Origin of the sequence: Escherichia sp. E14S1, assembly GCF_004211995.1 — a bacterium.
Classification (GTDB): Bacteria; Pseudomonadota; Gammaproteobacteria; order Enterobacterales; family Enterobacteriaceae; genus Escherichia.
In genome coordinates this window covers 163,124-182,662 of the sequence record NZ_RHJQ01000006.1, presented here as the reverse complement: position 1 = coordinate 182,662, position 19,539 = coordinate 163,124, and the positions used below count along the sequence as shown (strand labels likewise).

Genomic DNA, 19,539 nt, shown 5'->3' with positions numbered 1-19,539 from the left:
AATGCATTTCTGAACATTACCGCGTTGCTTAAACCAGTGAACCGCCGGTCAGGAAGGAAAAGATAAGGAATATCAGCAAAATGCTGCACACGATGCCGATACCAAAAAGCAAGGTATGGAAAGCCAGCGTCCCGCCGCCAAATACCAGTGCGCCTCGAATGCCCCAGCGATTTTCCTTACGCATACCGCCAACAAATGCGCAGAGTAGCGCGGCAATGGCCAGTGCGATACCGCCTTGATCGAGGATTTTATCGACATCAACCGTCTCTTTTTTCTCTACCGTAGTAATTTTTTCACCTTTTATTCCGGCGAGAAGACCTCTTTTAATTTCAGCCGTTTTGTCTGCCACGATGCTTTCCAGCGTTGGTGGTGGCGCGGCAAAAGGGCCGAATGAAAAGTGGATAATACCCATCAATAAAGCGATGGCACCGAACAGCATGCCCAGAGAACTGCTTTTATTTTGCGCTATGATACCCATCAGACCTCCTTGTAGTGGATGGCAAAAGCATATCAGGAAACGGGTGGACGAAATTCTTAAAAATAACCGCTATAGGCAGAGCGTTAGTGAAAGTGCAAAGGAGCAACAATGAAAATTTCCCGCCTTGGAGAAGCGCCTGATTACCGCTTTTCGTTGGCTAATGAACGTACATTTCTGGCATGGATCCGTACCGCGTTGGGATTTCTGGCGGCGGGCGTCGGGTTGGATCAACTTGCGCCAGACTTCGCCACGCCCGTCATTCGTGAGCTGCTGGCGTTATTGTTATGCCTGTTTTCCGGCGGGTTAGCGATGTATGGCTATCTGCGCTGGTTACGCAATGAAAAAGCGATGCGTCTGAAAGAGGACTTACCCTATACCAACAGCTTATTAATCATCAGCTTAATATTGATGATCGTAGCGGTAATAGTCATGGGCCTGGTGCTGTATGCCGGATAGTCGCAAAGCCAGACGCATTGCTGATCCCGGACTTCAGCCAGAACGGACATCGTTGGCGTGGTTTCGCACCATGCTGGGTTATGGCGCGCTGATGGCGCTGGCAATTAAACACAACTGGCATCAGGCCGGCGCGTTGTTCTGGATTTCTATTGGCATCCTCGCCATTGTGGCATTAATACTTTGGCGCTATACCCGTAATCGTAATTTAATGGATGTGACTAATAGTGATTTTTCTCAATTTAACGTAATCCGTGACAAATTTATGATCTCCCTCGCGGTGTTATCTCTTGCAATACTGTTTGCTGTAACGCATATACATCAACTAATCGTATTGATTGAGAGAGTCGCATGACAGGAAGTCAGGTTGTAAATGCTGAAGAGGACAGGCATAAACTGGTTGTAGAGTATAAAGATGCGCTACAACCTGCCGATTTTTATCAGAATTTCAAACAGCGGGGTCTTCGCTCCGTGCAACTTATTCCCCATATAGAATTTGATGACCGGGGCGAGCTGACAGCTTCTTCGGTGACAGCTGAACTGTGGGGGCAATTTTTAATCGCTCTGTTCGAGCGTTGGGTACGTGCAGATATTGGTCGTATATCAGTCGAACTTTTTGACGCTACGCTGCAAAAATGGTGCGGGAGCGAAAACGTACAACTTCGGCGGGAGTGTCAGGTGTGCGACTGGCGTCGCTTGTGCCGGCATTCCCAGGAGGATTGTCCTGGCAACGTGCTTTGTGTTGGCTATCAAGCTTTTTATTCCCACTCTGCGCCGCACATGCGGGTGATGCGTGACCTGATAAAGCAGCATCGTTCTCCTATGGAGTTGATGACGATGCTGCGGTGACGTGAGCTTAAACGGGCTGCCCCTGATGCGACATCCGCGTCGCCAGCGGTAGCCAGCACAGCACGATCAACAATCCCATTAAGGTCATCAACAACCCCAGGCTGCCCTGACCGGTTTGCGGCAGCATCGCGGAGAGCGACGCCAGCACGCCGGAACCAATGTTTTGCAGGCCGCCGACCAGCGCACCAGCCGTGCCAGCAAGGAAGGGGAATGGCTCCATTGCGCCGCTGGTTGCCAGCGGAAACAGCATCCCGGCACCGAAAAAGAACAGCGCGGCGGGAACGAGCAACGTCCAGACATTCATCACGCTAAACCAGCCGGGGATCCACATCATCATTCCTGCCAACAGGCAACAGATAACCGACTGCCACATTAACGTAGAGAAACGTTTATTCGGTCGACCAGCAAACCATGCGCCGAAGAATGCCGCTGGAATTGGCAGAATAAACAAAATACTGACTGTCATGCTGCTCAACCCTAACACTGCCCCCATCAACACACCGGAACAGGCTTCGAAAGCGGCAATCCCTGCCAGACCACCAATTAACATCAGCAAATAGCAGTTAAAGCTACCATTGCCAAAGAGTGTTTTATAACTGGTGAGCAGGCGCGTACGCGGCGCATCGACAGGGCGTGTTTCCGGCATCCAGCGCGCCATGCTGAACGTCACACTGGCACAAAGCACCAGTAAAAACAGATAACAGGCCCGCCAGCTCCACAGGGTATTCAGCAGGCCGCCAATGAGTGGTGCGAGCAACGGACTTACGAGAATCCCCATATTTAACATGCTATTAGCGTGACGAAGCTGTGTCCGTTCATATAAATCACGCGGCAATGTACGCGCCATTACGCCGCCGACCCCGGTCCCCATCCCCTGAATCGCACTGGCGGCAATTAACACCGTCAGGCTGGAAGTGGTGACTGCCACCAGTGTCGCCAACATAAAAATGGACATTCCGACGAGGATCACCGGGCGGCGTCCCACTCTGTCGGAAATTGGGCCATAAAATAGTTGTGAGATACCGTAGGTCAGCAGATAAGCGCCCATTACGCTCTGCACCGCCCCTTCACGGACGTTGAGATCTTGTGCCATATCGGCAATAGCAGGAATATAAATAGTTTGTGCCATCTGACCGACGGCCACGAGTAATACCAACATCAATAATAAATTGACGTTTCTATGCCTTTTCATTATCACGGACGCTTTTAAAAATATATTTAGAATAAGTTACTACGCATTCGAATAAATGCAGGAGAGGAATCTATCACATTGATAAATGTTAGCCAGATATATATACGGAATGATGAATAACAAAACGGCAGAAAATATAAACAACAGCGGCAATAAATGTTGCCGGAAGGGACTTTAGCTTAAATAAATACTGTAGGTCGGACAAGATGCGTCAGCATCGCATACGACACCAATCTGCCAGCAGAATATGAAAGGGGAGCGGTTTCCCGCTCCCCTTTAGTGCGGCTTGAATCTGAATCACTTCGGGTATTTCAGAACAGCATCAAGCAGTTGCAGTGCAGCAACAATGAGTTTGAAGATAAGAATGGCAATATCCACCAGGCTCATACGCGTCTCCTGTGGTTCAGGAGCACTGCCAGCTGACGTACCTTTCCGCTGCCTGTTGCCAGCTGTTGCGCACGCAGCTTCTTCAGAAGAAACGTTGTGCTTGTTGACATAACACAGTGTGCTCACGCGGGGTTAAGGCGCTGACGGCACCACCCGTTTCAGCCAGGACTTATTGCGCCGGGTAACGATGCGGCCCCGCATAACACATTGCGTACAGTGATATTATAGAATTATACTGTACAAATAAACAGTAAAAATTAGACAAAATCCAAACTGTGATCGATACTCAATTATGCGCTAAATAAGTCAAAATTCGTGCCGAAATTGCGCGTTCTACGCGGAACACGTATACTTTCAGTGTTGACATAACACAGTGTGCTTTGCGGTTACCAGCCGCGGGCGGCTGACAAAACCTCGCTCCGGCGGGGTTTTTTGTTACCTGCATTTCAGTACAAAACGTGATCAACCCCCCAATTATTCCTTGATGAAAAATTTTCCATTGTCTCCCCTGTAAAGCTGTGCTTGTATAAATATTGTTAAACACAAAACCAACAAGGTCCCCAATGACTACTTCCATGCTCAACGCAAAACTACTACCAACTGCGCCATCCGCCGCAGTGGTCGTCGTGCGTGTGGTGGTGGTCGTCGGCAATGCGCCGTAGGGACTGGAACAACACACGATTCCAAAACCCCGCCGGCGCAAACCGGGCGGGGTTTTTCGTTTAAACACCTCCCGGAAAGTCGGCCCAGAAGAAAAGGACTGGAGCATGGCAAGTTCGGGCAGCACAGCGACACGCAAGCGCTTTACCGGCGCAGAATTTATCGTTCATTTCCTGGAGCAGCAGGGCATTAACATTGTGACGGGCATTCCGGGCGGTTCGATTCTGCCTGTCTACGACGCCTTAAGCCAAAGCACACAAATTCGCCATATTCTGGCTCGCCATGAACAGGGCGCGGGGTTTATCGCTCAGGGAATGGCGCGCACTGACGGCAAACCGGCGGTCTGTATGGCCTGTAGCGGACCGGGCGCAACCAATCTGGTGACCGCCATTGCCGACGCGCGGCTGGACTCCATCCCGCTGATTTGCATCACCGGCCAGGTTCCCGCCTCGATGATTGGCACCGACGCCTTTCAGGAAGTGGACACCTACGGCATCTCTATCCCCATCACCAAACACAACTATCTGGTCAGGCATATCGAAGAACTCCCGCAGGTCATGAGCGATGCCTTCCGCATTGCGCAATCAGGCCGCCCTGGCCCGGTGTGGATAGACATTCCTAAGGATGTGCAAACGGCGGTTTTTGAAATTGAAGAACAGCCCGCGGCGGCAGAAAAAACCGCCGCGCCCGCCTTTAGCGAAGAAAGTATTCGTGACGCTGCGGCAATGATTAACGCCGCCAAACGCCCGGTGCTTTATCTGGGGGGCGGTGTCATTAACGCGCCCGCGCGGGTGCGTGAACTGGCTGAGAAAGCGCAGCTGCCCACCACCATGACCTTAATGGCGCTGGGCATGTTGCCAAAAGCACATCCGCTGTCGCTGGGCATGCTGGGGATGCACGGCGTGCGCAGCACCAACTATATCTTGCAGGAGGCGGACCTGCTGATTGTTCTCGGTGCGCGTTTTGATGACCGGGCAATTGGCAAAACGGAAGAGTTCTGCCCGAACGCCAAAATTATTCATGTGGATATCGACCGCGCGGAGCTGGGTAAAGTTAAGCAACCGCACGTGGCGATTCAGGCGGATGTTGATGATGTGCTGGCGCAGCTGATCCCGCAGGTGGAAGCCCAGCCGCGTGCAGAGTGGCACCAACTGGTGGCGGATTTACAGCGCGAGTTCCCGTGTCCTATCCCGAAAGCGTGCGATCCATTAACACATTACGGGCTGATTAATGCCGTTGCCGCCTGTGTCGATGACAACGCGATTATCACCACCGACGTGGGTCAGCATCAGATGTGGACGGCGCAGGCTTATCCGCTCAATCGACCACGTCAGTGGCTGACTTCTGGTGGGCTGGGAACGATGGGCTTCGGTTTACCCGCAGCGATAGGTGCGGCGCTGGCTAACCCAGATCGCAAAGTGTTGTGTTTCTCCGGCGACGGTAGCCTGATGATGAATATTCAGGAGATGGCGACCGCCAGTGAAAACCAGCTGGATGTCAAAATCATCCTGATGAATAACGAAGCACTGGGGCTGGTGCATCAGCAACAGAGTCTGTTCTACAAGCAGGGTGTTTTTGCGGCCACCTATCCGGGAAAAATCAATTTTATGCAAATCGCTGCCGGGTTCGGCCTCGAAACCTGTGATTTGAATAATGAAACCGATCCGCAGGCGGCATTACAGGAAATTATCAATCGCCCTGGTCCGGCGCTGATCCACGTACGCATTGATGCTGAAGAAAAAGTGTACCCAATGGTGCCGCCAGGCGCGGCAAATACTGAAATGGTGGGGGAATAAGCCATGCAAAACACAACTCATGACAACGTGATTCTGGAGCTCACCGTTCGCAACCATCCCGGTGTAATGACCCACGTTTGTGGGCTTTTTGCCCGTCGTGCTTTTAACGTCGAAGGCATTCTTTGTCTGCCGATTCAGAACAGCGACAAAAGCCACATCTGGCTACTGGTCAATGACGATCAGCGACTGGAACAAATGATAAGCCAGATAGACAAACTGGAGGATGTGGTGAAAGTGCAGCGTAATCAGTCTGACCCGACAATGTTTAACAAGATAGCCGTATTTTTTCAGTAACCGCTCAAGGCTTGAACAGTGGCGCGCTTATCGTTAAGGTAAGCGCGTTTTTTTTACCCGCCAGGACAAGACCATGATAACCGTTGCTCTTATAGACGATCACCTTATCGTCCGCTCCGGCTTTGCGCAGCTGCTGGGGCTGGAACCTGATTTGCAGGTAGTTGCCGAGTTTGGTTCCGGGCGTGAGGCGCTGACTGGCTTACCTGGGCGCGGTGTGCAGGTGTGTATTTGCGATATCTCAATGCCGGATATTTCTGGGCTGGAGCTGTTAAGCCAGCTACCGAAAGGTATGGCGACAATTATGCTCTCCGTTCACGACAGTCCGGCGCTGATTGAACAGGCGCTTAACGCGGGGGCGCGCGGCTTTCTCTCTAAACGCTGTAGCCCGGACGAGCTGATCGCTGCCGTGCATACGGTTGCAACTGGCGGCTGTTATCTGACGCCGGATATCGCGATTAAACTGGCATCGGGCCGTCAGGACCCGCTAACCAAACGCGAACGCCAGGTGGCAGAAAAACTGGCGCAAGGGATGGCGGTGAAAGAGATTGCCGCCGAACTGGGGTTGTCGCCAAAAACTGTGCATGTACATCGTGCCAATCTGATGGAAAAACTGGGCGTCAGCAACGACGTTGAACTGGCGCGGCGCATGTTTGATGGCTGGTGATGAAGACATTTTTCTCCCGCTTGAATACTGTAGTTTCCTGCTTTTTTATCTTCTCTGCCGCATGGTTTTGCCTGTGGAGTATCAGCCTGCACCTGGTTGTACGACCGGATCTGGCGGTATTGCTGTTTCCGTTCGGTCTGCGACTGGGGCTGATGTTGCAATGCCCGCGCAGATACTGGCTGGTGCTGATGGGCGCAGAATGGCTGCTGATTTACTGGCTGACGCAGGCGGTTGGGTTAACGCATGATCCGTTATTGATGATCGGTAGTTTGCTGACGTTACTTCCTGTGGCGTTGATTTCCCGTTATCGCCATCAGCGCGACTGGCGCACGTTGCTGTTACAGGGCGCGGCACTGACGGCGGCGGCGTTATTACAGTCATCACCCTGGCTTTGGCATGGGTACGGAAACGAGCCCTGTAACGCCCTACTGATGACCTTAACCGGCGGCCTGACGCTGGCCCCCATTTGCCTGGTGTTCTGGCACTATCTGGCGAATAACACCTGGCTGCCGCTGGGGCCATCGCTGGTTTCCCAGCCGATCAACTGGCGTGGGCGGCATCTGGTCTGGTATTTGCTGTTGTTTGTTATCAGCCTGTGGTTGCAACTGGGGCTGCCGAACGAACTCTCGCGCTTTACCCCGTTTTGTCTGGCGCTGCCGATTATCGCCCTGGCCTGGCATTATGGCTGGCAAGGGGCGCTGATTGCGACGCTGATGAACGCCATCGCGCTGATCGCCAGTCAGACCTGGCGCGATCATCCGGTCGATTTATTGCTTTCGCTGCTGGTGCAAAGCCTCACTGGCCTGTTACTGGGCGCAGGCATCCAGCGGTTGCGTGAACTTAACCAGTCGCTGCAAAAGGAACTGGCGCGTAATCAACATCTTGCCGAGCGGTTGCTTGAAACCGAAGAGAGTGTGCGTCGCGACGTAGCGCGTGAACTGCACGATGATATCGGCCAGACCATCACTGCCATTCGTACTCAGGCTGGCATTGTCCAGCGGCTGGCGGCGGATAACGCCAGTGTGAAACAGAGCGGACAGCTCATCGAACAACTGTCGCTGGGCGTTTACGACGCGGTTCGCCGCTTGTTAGGGCGGTTACGTCCGCGCCAGTTGGATGATCTGACCCTGGAGCAGGCCATCCGTTCATTGATGCGGGAAATGGAGCTGGAAGGGCGCGGCATTGTCAGTCATCTCGAATGGCGGATAGATGAATCAGCGCTAAGTGAGAACCAGCGCGTAACCCTATTTCGTATCTGTCAGGAGGGGCTGAACAACATTGTGAAACATGCAGATGCCAGTGCGGTTATCCTGCAAGGCTGGCAGCAGGATGAGCGTTTAATGCTGGTGATTGAAGACGATGGTAGTGGTTTGCCGCCAGGTTCCGGACAGCAAGGTTTTGGCCTCACAGGAATGCGCGAGCGCGTAACGGCGCTGGGCGGCACCTTGACCATCTCCTGCCTGCACGGCACGCGTGTCAGTGTCTCTCTACCTCAACGTTATGTTTAAGGCTTGATGATGTTGCCGTTTCTGAAAGCACCTGCCGACGCACCGCTGATCAGCGATAAAAGTGAAATTGATGCTCGCTACCGCTACTGGCGTCGGCATATTTTGCTGACCATCTGGCTGGGCTATGCGCTGTTTTACTTCACGCGTAAAAGTTTTAACGCCGCCGTACCAGAAATCCTTGCCAACGGCGTGCTCAGCCGTAGCGATATCGGCCTGTTAGCAACGCTGTTTTACATTACCTACGGCGTATCGAAATTTGTCTCCGGCATTGTCAGTGACCGCTCTAATGCCCGCTATTTTATGGGGATTGGGCTTATCGCCACGGGCATCATCAACATTCTGTTTGGCTTCTCCACCTCGTTGTGGGCGTTTGCCGTGCTGTGGGTGCTGAACGCCTTTTTCCAGGGCTGGGGTTCGCCGGTTTGTGCGCGTCTGTTGACTGCCTGGTATTCTCGTACCGAGCGCGGCGGTTGGTGGGCGCTATGGAATACGGCGCATAACGTCGGCGGTGCGCTCATTCCCATTGTGATGGCAGCGAGCGCGCTGCATTACGGCTGGCGTGCCGGGATGATGATTGCCGGTTGTATGGCGATAGTCGTGGGGATTTTTCTTTGTTGGCGGCTGCGCGATCGCCCGCAGGCGTTAGGTTTACCGGCGGTCGGAGAATGGCGGCACGATGCGCTGGAAATCGCCCAACAACAAGAAGGGGCGGGGCTGACGCGTAAAGAGATCCTCACCAAATATGTGTTGTTGAATCCGTATATCTGGCTGCTTTCGTTCTGTTATGTGCTGGTCTATGTGGTTCGTGCGGCGATCAACGACTGGGGCAACCTGTATATGTCCGAGACGCTGGGCGTCGATCTGGTCACGGCGAATACGGCAGTAACGATGTTTGAACTGGGCGGGTTTATCGGTGCGCTGGTAGCCGGTTGGGGCTCGGACAAACTGTTTAACGGCAACCGTGGGCCGATGAATTTGATTTTTGCTGCGGGGATTTTGCTCTCCGTTGGCTCGCTGTGGTTGATGCCATTTGCCAGCTACGTGATGCAGGCAACCTGCTTCTTCACCATTGGTTTTTTTGTCTTTGGCCCGCAGATGTTAATTGGTATGGCGGCGGCAGAGTGTTCTCACAAAGAGGCGGCAGGTGCGGCGACGGGGTTTGTCGGCTTGTTTGCTTATCTGGGGGCGTCGCTTGCCGGTTGGCCGCTGGCGAAAGTGCTGGATACCTGGCACTGGAGTGGCTTTTTCGTGGTTATCGCCATTGCTGCCGGGGTTTCGGCACTGTTGTTACTGCCCTTTTTGAACGCCCAGGCACCACGCGAAGCGTGATGCATCTCACTTTTCTACCTCATATCCGGCAAAACTAAGAAATTTTCCTGGTTTTGCCTGGACGCTATCTCAAGCCTGATTTGCTGCAGGTTTTTACAATGCCATCATTCGTTAATTCTTTCCCAAAATAATTCAAGTTGCAGGAACGCGAGCAGCTAAGGCACCTGCGGCCTGAAGTATGAAGGGAAATCAGGAGTAACCCATGCTGGCTTTCTTAAACCAGGTTCGCAAGCCGACCCTGGATCTTCCGCTCGAAGTGCGGCGCAAAATGTGGTTCAAACCGTTCATGCAATCCTATCTGGTGGTCTTTATTGGCTACCTGACGATGTACCTGATTCGCAAGAACTTTAACATCGCACAGAACGACATGATCTCGACCTACGGGTTGAGCATGACGCAGCTGGGGATGATTGGCCTGGGCTTCTCCATCACTTACGGCGTGGGTAAAACGCTGGTTTCCTACTACGCCGACGGCAAAAATACCAAACAATTCCTGCCGTTCATGCTGATCCTGTCCGCTATTTGTATGCTGGGCTTCAGCGCCAGCATGGGCAGCGGCTCGGTTAGCCTGTTCCTGATGATTGCCTTCTACGCCTTAAGCGGTTTTTTCCAGAGCACCGGCGGTTCATGCAGTTACTCCACGATTACCAAATGGACGCCGCGTCGTAAGCGCGGGACCTTCCTCGGTTTCTGGAACATTTCCCACAACCTCGGCGGCGCGGGGGCGGCGGGTGTGGCGCTATTCGGCGCAAATTACCTGTTCGACGGTCACGTGATCGGCATGTTTATCTTCCCGTCGATTATCGCGTTGATTGTCGGTTTTATCGGTCTGCGTTACGGCAGCGACTCCCCTGAAGCGTATGGTCTTGGCAAAGCTGAAGAACTATTCGGTGAAGAGATCAGCGAAGAGGACAAAGAGACGGAATCCACCGACATGACCAAGTGGCAGATCTTTGTCGAATATGTTTTGAAAAACAAAGTGATCTGGCTGCTGTGCTTTGCCAACATCTTCCTGTACGTGGTACGCATTGGTATCGACCAGTGGTCAACCGTGTACGCTTTTCAGGAGTTGAAACTCTCTAAATCGGTGGCGATTCAGGGCTTTACGCTGTTTGAAGCCGGTGCTCTGGTTGGCACGCTGCTGTGGGGCTGGCTCTCTGACCTGGCGAACGGGCGCCGTGGCCTGGTGGCGTGTGTTGCACTGGCGCTGATTATCGCCACGCTTGGTGTGTATCAACACGCCAGCAACCAATATATCTATCTGGCTTCTCTCTTTGCATTAGGTTTCCTGGTATTTGGTCCGCAACTGTTGATTGGCGTGGCGGCTGTTGGCTTCGTACCGAAAAAAGCGATCGGCGCTGCCGATGGAATTAAAGGCACTTTCGCCTACCTGATTGGTGACAGCTTTGCCAAATTAGGTCTGGGAATGATTGCCGATGGTACGCCAGTGTTCGGCCTCACCGGCTGGGCAGGCACCTTCGCTGCACTGGATATCGCCGCTATTGGCTGTATCTGCCTGATGGCGATAGTCGCGGTGATGGAAGAACGAAAAATCCGCCGCGAGAAAAAAATTCAGCAGTTGACAGTGGCATAAACGTAACTGGTGACTTTTGCCCGGCATGGCGCCGGGCTTTTTTTATTATTCCGTGACTTCCAGGGGGGTGAAGGCAAACTTCTCGCCATCAAACAGCCCCTGACTGGTCAGTTTCAATGCGGGGATCACCGGCAGGGAAAGAAACGCCATCTGAATAAACGGTTCATCGGGTAACGGACCACATTCACGGGCAGCGACTTTTAACGCGTCAATTTGCTCTGCCAGCGACTGCGCCGTGTCGGTACTCATCAGCCCGGCAATGGGCAACGGCAGATGACTCTGTACCTGGCCGTTACGGACCACGCACAGCCCGCCGCCATCCTGAATCACCTGATTGACCGCCAGCGCCATCTCTTCTGCGCTACGACCGATCACCACAATATTATGGCTGTCATGGCTGACTGTCGCCGCCAGCGCGCCTTCATTCAGGCCAAAGCCGCCGAGCAAACCACAGGCCGGAGCCAGACGTTGCCCGTAACGCTCAAGTACGGCAATAAAGCACACATCATCACGATCAAAACCATTTTCACTGTAGACGCTGGAGCGGGAGTGCGTGATCAGTTCGTTATGGATGACATCAATGACGCGATAGCGTTTTCCGGGGGTAAATTGCAGGGCAAAGTCGCTGGCGGAAACTGGCTGGCGGGCAATGGTATTGCCATATGGCGGGGCGGATTGTGCCAGTCTCGCCGACTCTTCTGCCTGCAAGGTTTGTGCGTCAATCGGTTCGCCTTTCACCAGTACCTGTTGCACAGTGACTTTACGGGCGTCACTTAACAGGACAATGTCGGCCTGCTTGCCGGGAGCCAGTAAACCGAGATGATTCAGACCAAAATGGCGCGCCGTCGACCAGCTGGCTACGCGATATGCCACATGCAACGGCACATTGTGTTGTTCAATCAGGCGGCGAATTAAGGCGTCGATATGCCCTTCGTGAGCGATTTCCCACGGGTTACGGTCATCAGTACAAAGCATGCATTGTGGGCTGTTAAATTCGTTGATCAACGGAGCCAGCGCGTTGAGATTGCGGGCAGCGGACCCTTCGCGGATCATCAACGACATGCCGAGTTGTAATTTTCGGCGTCCTTCTTCCAGCTGATAACTTTCGTGGCAGTTTTCAATACCCGCGGCAATATAGGCGTTAAGTTCTTTACCGCTTAGACCGGGGCAGTGACCATCCAGAGTCAGATGGCGAAAGGTGTCCAGTTTATCGAGCAGCGCATTTTGTCCGCTAATTACGCCAGGATAGTCCATCATCTCAGCAAGGCCGGTAACCTGCGGATGGTCGCGCCAGGCGAGCATCTGCTCGAGCGTAAAACTGGCACCATTAACATCGCAGCCTTCCAGAGCGGGTACGCAAGAGCTGACCTGCAAATACTGGTTTTGCTTTGCCTGTTCGGCACAGCGGGCAAACCAGGCAAATCCAGCTTCGCCCATCACGTTGACGATTTCATGAGGGTCGCAAATTACAGTTGTGAGGCCGCGTGGCAGGGTAGCTGTTTCAAAAGTGACCGGCGTCATCATGCTGGATTCAATATGCAGGTGAGCATCAATAAACCCCGGCACCGCCGTTGCGCCGCGGGCATCAATCCGCCGCAAAGCCTGAGCGTCGGCATATTCTTCGCCAACACCGGCAATGTAACGTCCTTTAATCACAATCGGGCCGGGAATTTCTCCGCCATTGATCAGATCCAGAATAGCGACATTATCAATAATATAATCGGCAACAGCGTCGCCACGGGAAACAGCCAGCAAATCCTGGTATTCAGCTCGACTAATGTGATGAAATTTATGGTTAATAGGATTATTCATATTTTTCTCATTTTGATTTTATCAATTTGATTATTATTTATCATAAAGAAACATCGCGTGATTATTAAAGAATATCCATTAATGTGCAATTGAAATGTGATAATTATCACTGAACCGTTGTTGTCATTTGTTTTACAAAAGCAAAGGATTAAATCTCCTCCAATGGACAAGAAAATGAATAATGATAATACCGATTACGTGAGTAATGAATCAGGGACGCTTTCTCGATTATTTAAACTGCCACAACATGGGACTACCGTCCGCACAGAATTGATTGCGGGGATGACCACTTTTTTAACTATGGTGTACATCGTTTTTGTTAACCCACAAATACTCGGTGCGGCACAAATGGACCCGAAAGTGGTGTTTGTCACCACTTGTTTGATTGCCGGTATCGGTAGTATTGCGATGGGGATATTTGCTAACTTGCCCGTGGCGCTGGCTCCGGCAATGGGGCTGAACGCCTTCTTTGCGTTCGTGGTTGTAGGGGCGATGGGCATCTCCTGGCAGACCGGAATGGGGGCGATATTCTGGGGGGCAATAGGGCTATTTTTGCTGACTCTGTTTCGTATCCGTTACTGGATGATCTCTAACATTCCGTTAAGTTTACGTATTGGTATCACCAGTGGTATCGGGCTATTTATTGCCTTAATGGGATTAAAAAATACCGGTGTTATTGTCGCCAATAAAGACACGCTGGTGATGATTGGTGATTTAAGTTCCCACGGCGTGTTGTTAGGTATTTTAGGGTTTTTTATTATAACCGTGTTGTCATCGCGTAATTTTCATGCGGCGGTGTTGGTTTCTATCGTCGTTACTTCCTGTTGTGGATTATTTTTCGGAGATGTTCATTTCAGCGGAATCTATTCTATTCCACCTGATATTAGCGGTGTTATTGGCGAGGTTGATTTGAGCGGGGCATTATCGCTTGAGCTTGCCGGTATCATTTTCTCCTTTATGTTGATCAACCTATTTGATTCATCAGGAACATTAATTGGTGTAACTGATAAAGCTGGCTTAATAGATAGTAACGGTAAATTCCCTAACATGAATAAGGCGCTATATGTTGATAGCGTGAGTTCGGTGGCTGGCGCGTTTATCGGAACTTCCTCTGTTACCGCCTATATTGAAAGTACTTCTGGCGTGGCGGTCGGCGGTCGCACGGGGCTGACTGCGGTTGTTGTTGGCGTTATGTTCCTGCTGGTTATGTTCTTCTCACCGCTGGTGGCGATGGTTCCACCTTACGCCACCGCCGGGGCGTTAATCTTTGTTGGCGTGTTGATGACCTCAAGTCTGGCGCGCGTTAACTGGGATGATTTTACCGAATCGGTACCTGCATTTATCACCACGGTGATGATGCCCTTTACTTTCTCGATCACTGAAGGGATTGCGCTCGGCTTTATGTCTTACTGCATCATGAAAGTGTGCACCGGGCGCTGGCGCGATCTGAATCTGTGTGTGGTGGTTGTAGCGGCATTGTTTGCGCTGAAAATCATCCTGGTGGATTAGTATCTGATAAGCGTTTCCAGATATCATGAGTGCCGGTTACGCAGGAGAACTCATGATCTGGATAATGCTCGCTACGCTGGTGGTGGTGTTTGTGGTTGGTTTTCGGGTGCTGACATCCGGGGCCAGAAAAGCGATTCGCCGCCTCAGCGATCGGCTGAATATTGATGTTGTACCCGTTGAGTCAATGGTCGATCAAATGGGAAAGTCAGCCGGTGACGAATTTTTACGTTATCTGCATCGCCCGGATGAGTCGCATCTGCAAAATGCCGCGCAGGTGTTGCTTATCTGGCAGGTTGTCATTGTCGATGGCAGCGAACAGAACCTGCTGCAATGGCATCGGATTTTACAAAAAGCCCGCCTTGCCGCGCCGATTACCGATGCTCAGGTCAGGCTGGCGCTGGGTTTTCTGCGCGAAATAGAGCCTGAAATGCAGGAGATTAATGCATTCCAGATGCGCTACAACGCGTTTTTTCAGCCTGCTGAGGGCGTTTACTGGCTGCATTAAAACCGCTTTGCCTGATGCGACGCTGGCGCGTCTTATCAGGCCTACAGACCGAGTACGGATAAGGCGTTCACGCCGCATCCGCTATCGGATCTGACAGTAGACGGACGCATTCTCTACGTTCTATTTACAGCAGCACCTCTAGCCCGTGTTTTTGCACAATACTAAGTAGTTTTAATGACATGCCGCTGGGGCGTTTAGCGCCACTTTCCCATTTTTGTACAGTTGAAACGCTGGTATTGAGATAGTGAGCGAAGACGGGTTGACTCACTTTTAATTTTTCCCGTAGTGCTTTTATCTCAACAGGTTGTAAGTCTGGTACGCTGGTCAGGCAGGCTTTGTCAAAAGTACGCATTGTTTCGGCAGAAATGGCATCAACGCTGGACAATCCAGCAGCCGCGCTGTGAATGGCCTCAAATGCAGGGCTTTTGAATTTAGTTTTTGCAGTCATAGCAGATCTCTGTCAGTTCTTTACTGTTAATCATTGCTGTCAGTTGGGCTTTCGTCAGGAAGGCATAATGCTTTGCGAGTTCACGAAATCCTGACAGTTCCTGACTACTGATGTTCGACATATCCTGTTTTGCATATAAAAACGTGTAAAACCAATTGCTACCCCCTTTCGCCAGAATAATCGCACGCTCACGATTTTGGTGAAGGCGCTTTTTAAAAACGCCACCACCAAGCGCATCAGCTTTACCCTGATCTGTTTCTAAAATGGCCCGGCATAACTCTTCATCTGTTATTGCATGAGACTTGGCTTCCCTTGCAAACCATTTGGTTTTAAACACACGCATATCGTTGATGTCCTGTTATTAAAGCATATCACTAAGTGCGATACTTTATCCCTTGTTTCCAACGAAATCGCGTCAATGCATATCACCTTGCCATATGATTTTTATTTCCTCGAGCAGCCTCGAATTTTTCCCACAACACTGTAAAAGTTGCAAAAACGTTAAATGTGTCACACATTTCAATGTTAAACTGATCGGCTTTTCCCCTGAAACATGCCACGGGTAACACCATGAGTGAATTTATTGCAGAAAACCGCGGCGCGGACGCCATTACCCGACCGAACTGGTCAGCCGTTTTCTCGGTGGCGTTTTGCGTCGCCTGTCTGATTATCGTTGAGTTTTTGCCCGTCAGTTTGTTGACGCCGATGGCGCACGATTTAGGCATTTCGGAAGGGGTTGCCGGGCAATCGGTGACCGTAACCGCTTTTGTGGCGATGTTTGCCAGTTTGTTTATTACCCAGACTATTCAGGCCACTGACCGCCGCTACGTTGTCATTCTGTTCGCTGTTTTGCTGACGCTTTCCTGCTTACTGGTTTCCTTTGCCAACTCATTCAGTCTGCTGTTAATCGGTCGCGCCTGTCTGGGGCTGGCACTGGGTGGATTCTGGGCGATGTCGGCGTCGCTGACCATGCGCCTGGTACCGCCCCGTACGGTGCCGAAGGCGCTGTCGGTGATCTTCGGCGCGGTGTCCATTGCGCTGGTAATTGCCGCGCCATTGGGCAGTTTTTTAGGCGAGCTTATCGGTTGGCGCAATGTCTTTAATGCGGCGGCGGTGATGGGCGTGCTGTGTATTATCTGGATTATCAAATCATTGCCTTCGCTGCCTGGCGAACCGTCACATCAGAAACAAAATACCTTTCGCCTGTTGCAGCGTCCGGGGGTGATGGCCGGGATGATCGCCATCTTTATGTCCTTCGCCGGACAGTTTGCTTTTTTCACTTATATTCGCCCAGTGTATATGAATCTGGCGGGATTCGGCGTTGATGGCTTAACGCTGGTGCTGTTGAGTTTTGGTATCGCCAGTTTTGTTGGTACATCGCTTTCGTCGTTTATTCTCAAACGTTCGGTGAAACTGGCCTTAGCGGGCGCACCGTTTGTGCTCGCCCTGAGCGCGCTGGTACTGACGCTGTGGGGAAGCGATAAAATTGTTGCTACCGGTGTGGCGATTATCTGGGGGCTGACCTTTGCTTTAATTCCCGTTGGCTGGTCAACGTGGATCACTCGCTCATTGGCCGATCAGGCAGAAAAGGCTGGGTCTATTCAGGTGGCCGTTATTCAGCTTGCCAATACCTGCGGTGCGGCAATCGGCGGTTATGCGTTGGATAACATTGGTCTGACTTCGCCGCTGATGTTGTCCGGCACATTGATGTTGCTGACTGCATTGTTGGTTACGGCAAAGGTGAAAATGAAGAAATCCTGATATCAGGTAAAGAAGCGTTGGTCAGTGGTTGTTGCCGTACTTACATATCCGGGCATTCTACCTTACCCAACGCTTCCCAATAATTGCTCTGATTATTACGTTCCATCGCCACGATGGCCTCGCGTATGTGTTGTTTATTGTTTTCATCTGACAACATTAACTTTTCCCACGCTTCATCTGACAACGATGCCTTTGGGGTGCAAATTTTCCGCAAATCCTCTAATACCGTATTTTTCTCTTTTGCGGACTGCAGTGAGCTAAAAGGCGACTCGGCGTATACGATGCCTGGCATAGCGAAAAAAGTGAAAATAAGCAGTAGCGTCGTTGGTTTCATGGATTCAACCTTTTACAAATGTGTATCGAATGAAGCATAAGTGTAGTTTGCTTTTATCGCTCTCATCATGCTGTACGAAACGCGCTTACGCGGTCAGTAAGAAGTGCCAGACCTTATATTCCACTTTTATTCCTTTTTATTCTTATCGATAGCGTTTCGTTTTTTAAACCGCAGCGACCTTACCGCTATAGTCAGGTAATCATTAATAAAAGGATAAAAAATGAAACTGACAACACATCATCTACGGACAGGGGCAGCATTATTTCTGGCGGGGATCCTGCTGGCAGGCTGCGACCAGCAAAACAGCGATGCAAAACACATTAAAGTTGGCGTCATTAACGGTGCCGAACAGGATGTGGCAGAAGTCGCTAAAAAAGTGGCCAAAGAGAAGTATGGTCTTGAAGTTGAATTGGTTGGATTTAGTGGTTCGTTGTTGCCGAACGATGCAACTAATCAGGGTGAACTGGATGCCAATGTCTTCCAGCATCGTCCTTTCCTTGAACAGGATAATCAGGCGCACGGTTACAACTGGTGGCGGTAGGAAATACCTTTGTCTTCCCCATGGCTGGCTATTCGAAAAAAATTAAAACAGTCGATCAGCTAAAAGAAGGAGCGACTGTAGCGATTCCGAATGATCCGACCAATCTGGGGCGTGCGCTGTTACTGTTGCAAAAAGAGAAACTTATTACCTTAAAAGAGGGGAAAGGTTTACTGCCAACGGCGTTGGATATTACTGAGAATCCACGCCATTTGCAGATAATGGAGCTGGAAGGGGCACAGTTGCCACGTGTACTGGACGACCCGAAAGTGGATGTAGCGATTATCAGCACCACTTACATCCAGCAAACAGGGCTTTCTCCGGTTAACGACAGCGTATTTATTGAAGATAAAAATTCACCATATGTGAACATTCTGGTGGCGCGGGAAGATAATAAGGATGCAGAAAACGTGAAGGAGTTTCTGCAATCTTATCAGTCACCAGAAGTTGCTAAAGCGGCAGAAACCCTCTTTAACGGTGGCGCGGTGCCTGGCTGGTAATGCTCAACCGCGCCGCGCCGGATGATTACATTTTTCTGGCGCGGCGGCGGGAATCCATTGAAATCAAGATCACCGATGACAGAATCAGCAGCGTTCCCAGCCAATCTGGTAATGTGAAGGTGATCCCCAGCAACAGCAAAGAGAGCAGCGCGCTACTTAATGGTTCTGCGCAACTCAAAATACTGGCTTTCGGCCCGCCAATTAACTGTGCACCTTTCAGATACAGACTAAAGGTCAGCGAAGTTCCAATTACCACCAGATAGAAAAAAGCCAGGATCAGGCTGCCATTAACCACGAAATTTGTTCCTTGCCCGGCATAAAAGGGCAGCAGGACCATCCCACCAATGAGCATACTCCAGCCGACGACGGGCAGCGTGCCGTAACGGGCAATGAGCGTTGAGGGGTATGTCGTATAGAATGCGGCAGCAAAGGCTGAAGCAACTCCCCAGAACAGCGCAGCAGGAGAGATCGACAACGATGTTGGATTACCGTGGGTGACCAGCAAAAATGTGCCTATCAGGGAGGTCAAAATCGCGGTAAATACCAGAATACCGGGGCGCGATTTTCGTACCAGTGAGAACCAGGCCACAATAATCGTTGGTGATAAAAATTGCAGCACCGTTGCTGTAGCTGCATTTGATTTTTCAATCGTCAGTAAGAATGTTAGCTGGACGGTCAGAGCGCCAACAATGGAAAAAATAAGCAGGCTGATGGCATCTTTATGATTCTTAATGATTGAGAAGACTTTATCGCCGTGGACAAAAGAGAGCGTCAGCAGAATAAATCCGGCAAATATCAGCCGCGTCATGGTCAGAAACTGCGATGACATCTGACTTTGTTCCATGATGTATTGCGCGCAAACGCCTGAACTTCCCCATAATACGGCGGCAATCAGAACGTTCATCATCCCCTTTCTGGTGGAACCCAT

General features: G+C 51.2%; 21 protein-coding genes and 1 pseudogene. 14 read left to right on the top strand and 8 right to left on the bottom strand.

What is annotated here, in order from left to right; genetic code table 11:
- Window positions 1–28: 28 nt before the first annotated feature.
- Window positions 29–478, bottom strand: a complete 450-nt coding sequence (gene yidI / locus D9734_RS08445) for a protein YidI (RefSeq protein ID WP_130206780.1) — start codon at window positions 476–478, stop codon at window positions 29–31.
- 108 nt (window positions 479–586) lie between these two features.
- On the opposite strand from yidI, the gene D9734_RS08440 reads away from it, so the two are divergent.
- From D9734_RS08440 to D9734_RS08430, 3 genes are read left to right on the top strand one after another with little or no spacing between them, the layout of a single operon-like run.
- On the top strand, window positions 587–934 hold the full coding sequence (locus D9734_RS08440; protein WP_000703955.1) for a YidH family protein: 348 nt from the start codon (window positions 587–589) through the stop codon (window positions 932–934).
- Window positions 924–1,286 (top strand): DUF202 domain-containing protein, encoded by a 363-nt coding sequence (locus D9734_RS08435; protein WP_130206779.1) that lies wholly within the window; start codon window positions 924–926, stop codon window positions 1,284–1,286. Before D9734_RS08440 ends, D9734_RS08435 begins: the two co-directional genes overlap by 11 nt.
- Window positions 1,283–1,780, top strand: coding sequence for a radical SAM protein (locus tag D9734_RS08430; protein WP_130206778.1), 498 nt, complete (start codon window positions 1,283–1,285; stop codon window positions 1,778–1,780). The genes D9734_RS08435 and D9734_RS08430 overlap by 4 nt, the downstream gene beginning before the upstream one ends.
- Window positions 1,781–1,787: 7 nt before the next feature.
- On the opposite strand, the gene emrD is transcribed toward D9734_RS08430, so the two are convergent.
- Together emrD and tisB are read right to left on the bottom strand one after the other, a co-directional pair.
- Window positions 1,788–2,972 (bottom strand): multidrug efflux MFS transporter EmrD, encoded by a 1,185-nt coding sequence (gene emrD / locus D9734_RS08425; protein ID WP_130206777.1) that lies wholly within the window; start codon window positions 2,970–2,972, stop codon window positions 1,788–1,790.
- Between the two features lie 297 nt (window positions 2,973–3,269).
- Window positions 3,270–3,359, bottom strand: coding sequence for a type I toxin-antitoxin system toxin TisB (gene tisB, locus D9734_RS08420; RefSeq protein WP_130206776.1), 90 nt, complete (start codon window positions 3,357–3,359; stop codon window positions 3,270–3,272).
- Between the two features lie 563 nt (window positions 3,360–3,922).
- Here tisB and ivbL point away from each other — a divergent pair.
- The 7 genes from ivbL (at window position 3,923) to uhpT (ending at window position 11,204) form a co-directional block, all read left to right on the top strand.
- Window positions 3,923–4,021 carry an ilvB operon leader peptide IvbL gene (gene ivbL, locus D9734_RS08415; protein WP_001300753.1) on the top strand — a complete coding sequence of 33 codons (99 nt, stop codon included), beginning with the start codon at window positions 3,923–3,925 and terminating at the stop codon, window positions 4,019–4,021.
- A gap of 105 nt (window positions 4,022–4,126) precedes the next feature.
- On the top strand, window positions 4,127–5,815 hold the full coding sequence (ilvB, locus tag D9734_RS08410; RefSeq protein WP_130206775.1) for an acetolactate synthase large subunit: 1,689 nt from the start codon (window positions 4,127–4,129) through the stop codon (window positions 5,813–5,815).
- Between the two features lie 3 nt (window positions 5,816–5,818).
- Window positions 5,819–6,109, top strand: coding sequence for an acetolactate synthase small subunit (ilvN, locus tag D9734_RS08405; protein WP_104920000.1), 291 nt, complete (start codon window positions 5,819–5,821; stop codon window positions 6,107–6,109).
- A 73-nt stretch (window positions 6,110–6,182) separates the two neighbouring features.
- On the top strand, window positions 6,183–6,773 hold the full coding sequence (gene uhpA, locus D9734_RS08400; protein ID WP_130206774.1) for a transcriptional regulator UhpA: 591 nt from the start codon (window positions 6,183–6,185) through the stop codon (window positions 6,771–6,773).
- Window positions 6,773–8,281, top strand: a complete 1,509-nt coding sequence (uhpB, locus tag D9734_RS08395) for a signal transduction histidine-protein kinase/phosphatase UhpB (RefSeq protein ID WP_130206856.1) — start codon at window positions 6,773–6,775, stop codon at window positions 8,279–8,281. The genes uhpA and uhpB overlap by 1 nt, the downstream gene beginning before the upstream one ends.
- A 9-nt stretch (window positions 8,282–8,290) precedes the next feature.
- Window positions 8,291–9,610: an MFS transporter family glucose-6-phosphate receptor UhpC gene (uhpC, locus tag D9734_RS08390; RefSeq protein WP_130206854.1), complete on the top strand. Its 1,320-nt coding sequence runs from the start codon at window positions 8,291–8,293 to the stop codon at window positions 9,608–9,610.
- Between the two features lie 202 nt (window positions 9,611–9,812).
- Window positions 9,813–11,204 carry a hexose-6-phosphate:phosphate antiporter gene (uhpT, locus tag D9734_RS08385; RefSeq protein WP_130206773.1) on the top strand — a complete coding sequence of 464 codons (1,392 nt, stop codon included), beginning with the start codon at window positions 9,813–9,815 and terminating at the stop codon, window positions 11,202–11,204.
- A gap of 45 nt (window positions 11,205–11,249) precedes the next feature.
- Here uhpT and adeD read toward each other — a convergent pair whose 3' ends face one another.
- Window positions 11,250–13,016 (bottom strand): adenine deaminase, encoded by a 1,767-nt coding sequence (gene adeD / locus D9734_RS08380; protein WP_130206765.1) that lies wholly within the window; start codon window positions 13,014–13,016, stop codon window positions 11,250–11,252.
- Window positions 13,017–13,190: 174 nt separating this feature from the next.
- Between adeD and adeQ the strand changes: the two genes are divergently transcribed.
- Both adeQ and D9734_RS08370 read left to right on the top strand, forming a co-directional pair.
- A complete protein-coding gene (gene adeQ, locus D9734_RS08375) occupies window positions 13,191–14,525 on the top strand; it encodes an adenine permease AdeQ (protein WP_016159934.1) in 1,335 nt (444 codons plus the stop codon).
- A 52-nt stretch (window positions 14,526–14,577) separates the two neighbouring features.
- A complete protein-coding gene (locus tag D9734_RS08370; RefSeq protein WP_130206763.1) occupies window positions 14,578–15,030 on the top strand; it encodes a DUF1198 family protein in 453 nt (150 codons plus the stop codon).
- A gap of 124 nt (window positions 15,031–15,154) precedes the next feature.
- Here D9734_RS08370 and D9734_RS08365 read toward each other — a convergent pair whose 3' ends face one another.
- On the bottom strand, window positions 15,155–15,478 hold the full coding sequence (locus D9734_RS08365; protein ID WP_130206761.1) for a DNA-binding transcriptional regulator: 324 nt from the start codon (window positions 15,476–15,478) through the stop codon (window positions 15,155–15,157).
- Window positions 15,462–15,815, bottom strand: coding sequence for a type II toxin-antitoxin system RelE/ParE family toxin (locus D9734_RS08360; RefSeq protein ID WP_130206759.1), 354 nt, complete (start codon window positions 15,813–15,815; stop codon window positions 15,462–15,464). Before D9734_RS08360 ends, D9734_RS08365 begins: the two co-directional genes overlap by 17 nt.
- 233 nt (window positions 15,816–16,048) lie before the next feature.
- On the opposite strand from D9734_RS08360, the gene nepI reads away from it, so the two are divergent.
- The gene (gene nepI, locus D9734_RS08350; protein WP_130206755.1) at window positions 16,049–17,239 is read left to right on the top strand and encodes a purine ribonucleoside efflux pump NepI; all 1,191 of its coding nucleotides are present in this window, start codon (window positions 16,049–16,051) and stop codon (window positions 17,237–17,239) included.
- Between the two features lie 40 nt (window positions 17,240–17,279).
- Here the strand turns inward: nepI and yicS are convergent, their stop codons facing one another.
- Entirely contained in the window at window positions 17,280–17,573 is a 294-nt protein-coding gene (gene yicS, locus D9734_RS08345; protein ID WP_064526021.1) for a protein YicS, read from the bottom strand.
- A 220-nt stretch (window positions 17,574–17,793) separates the two neighbouring features.
- Here yicS and nlpA point away from each other — a divergent pair.
- Window positions 17,794–18,611, top strand: a pseudogene (gene nlpA, locus D9734_RS08340) (lipoprotein NlpA).
- Between the two features lie 25 nt (window positions 18,612–18,636).
- Here nlpA and D9734_RS08335 read toward each other — a convergent pair.
- Window positions 18,637–19,539 (bottom strand): carboxylate/amino acid/amine transporter, encoded by a 903-nt coding sequence (locus D9734_RS08335; RefSeq protein WP_130206753.1) that lies wholly within the window; start codon window positions 19,537–19,539, stop codon window positions 18,637–18,639.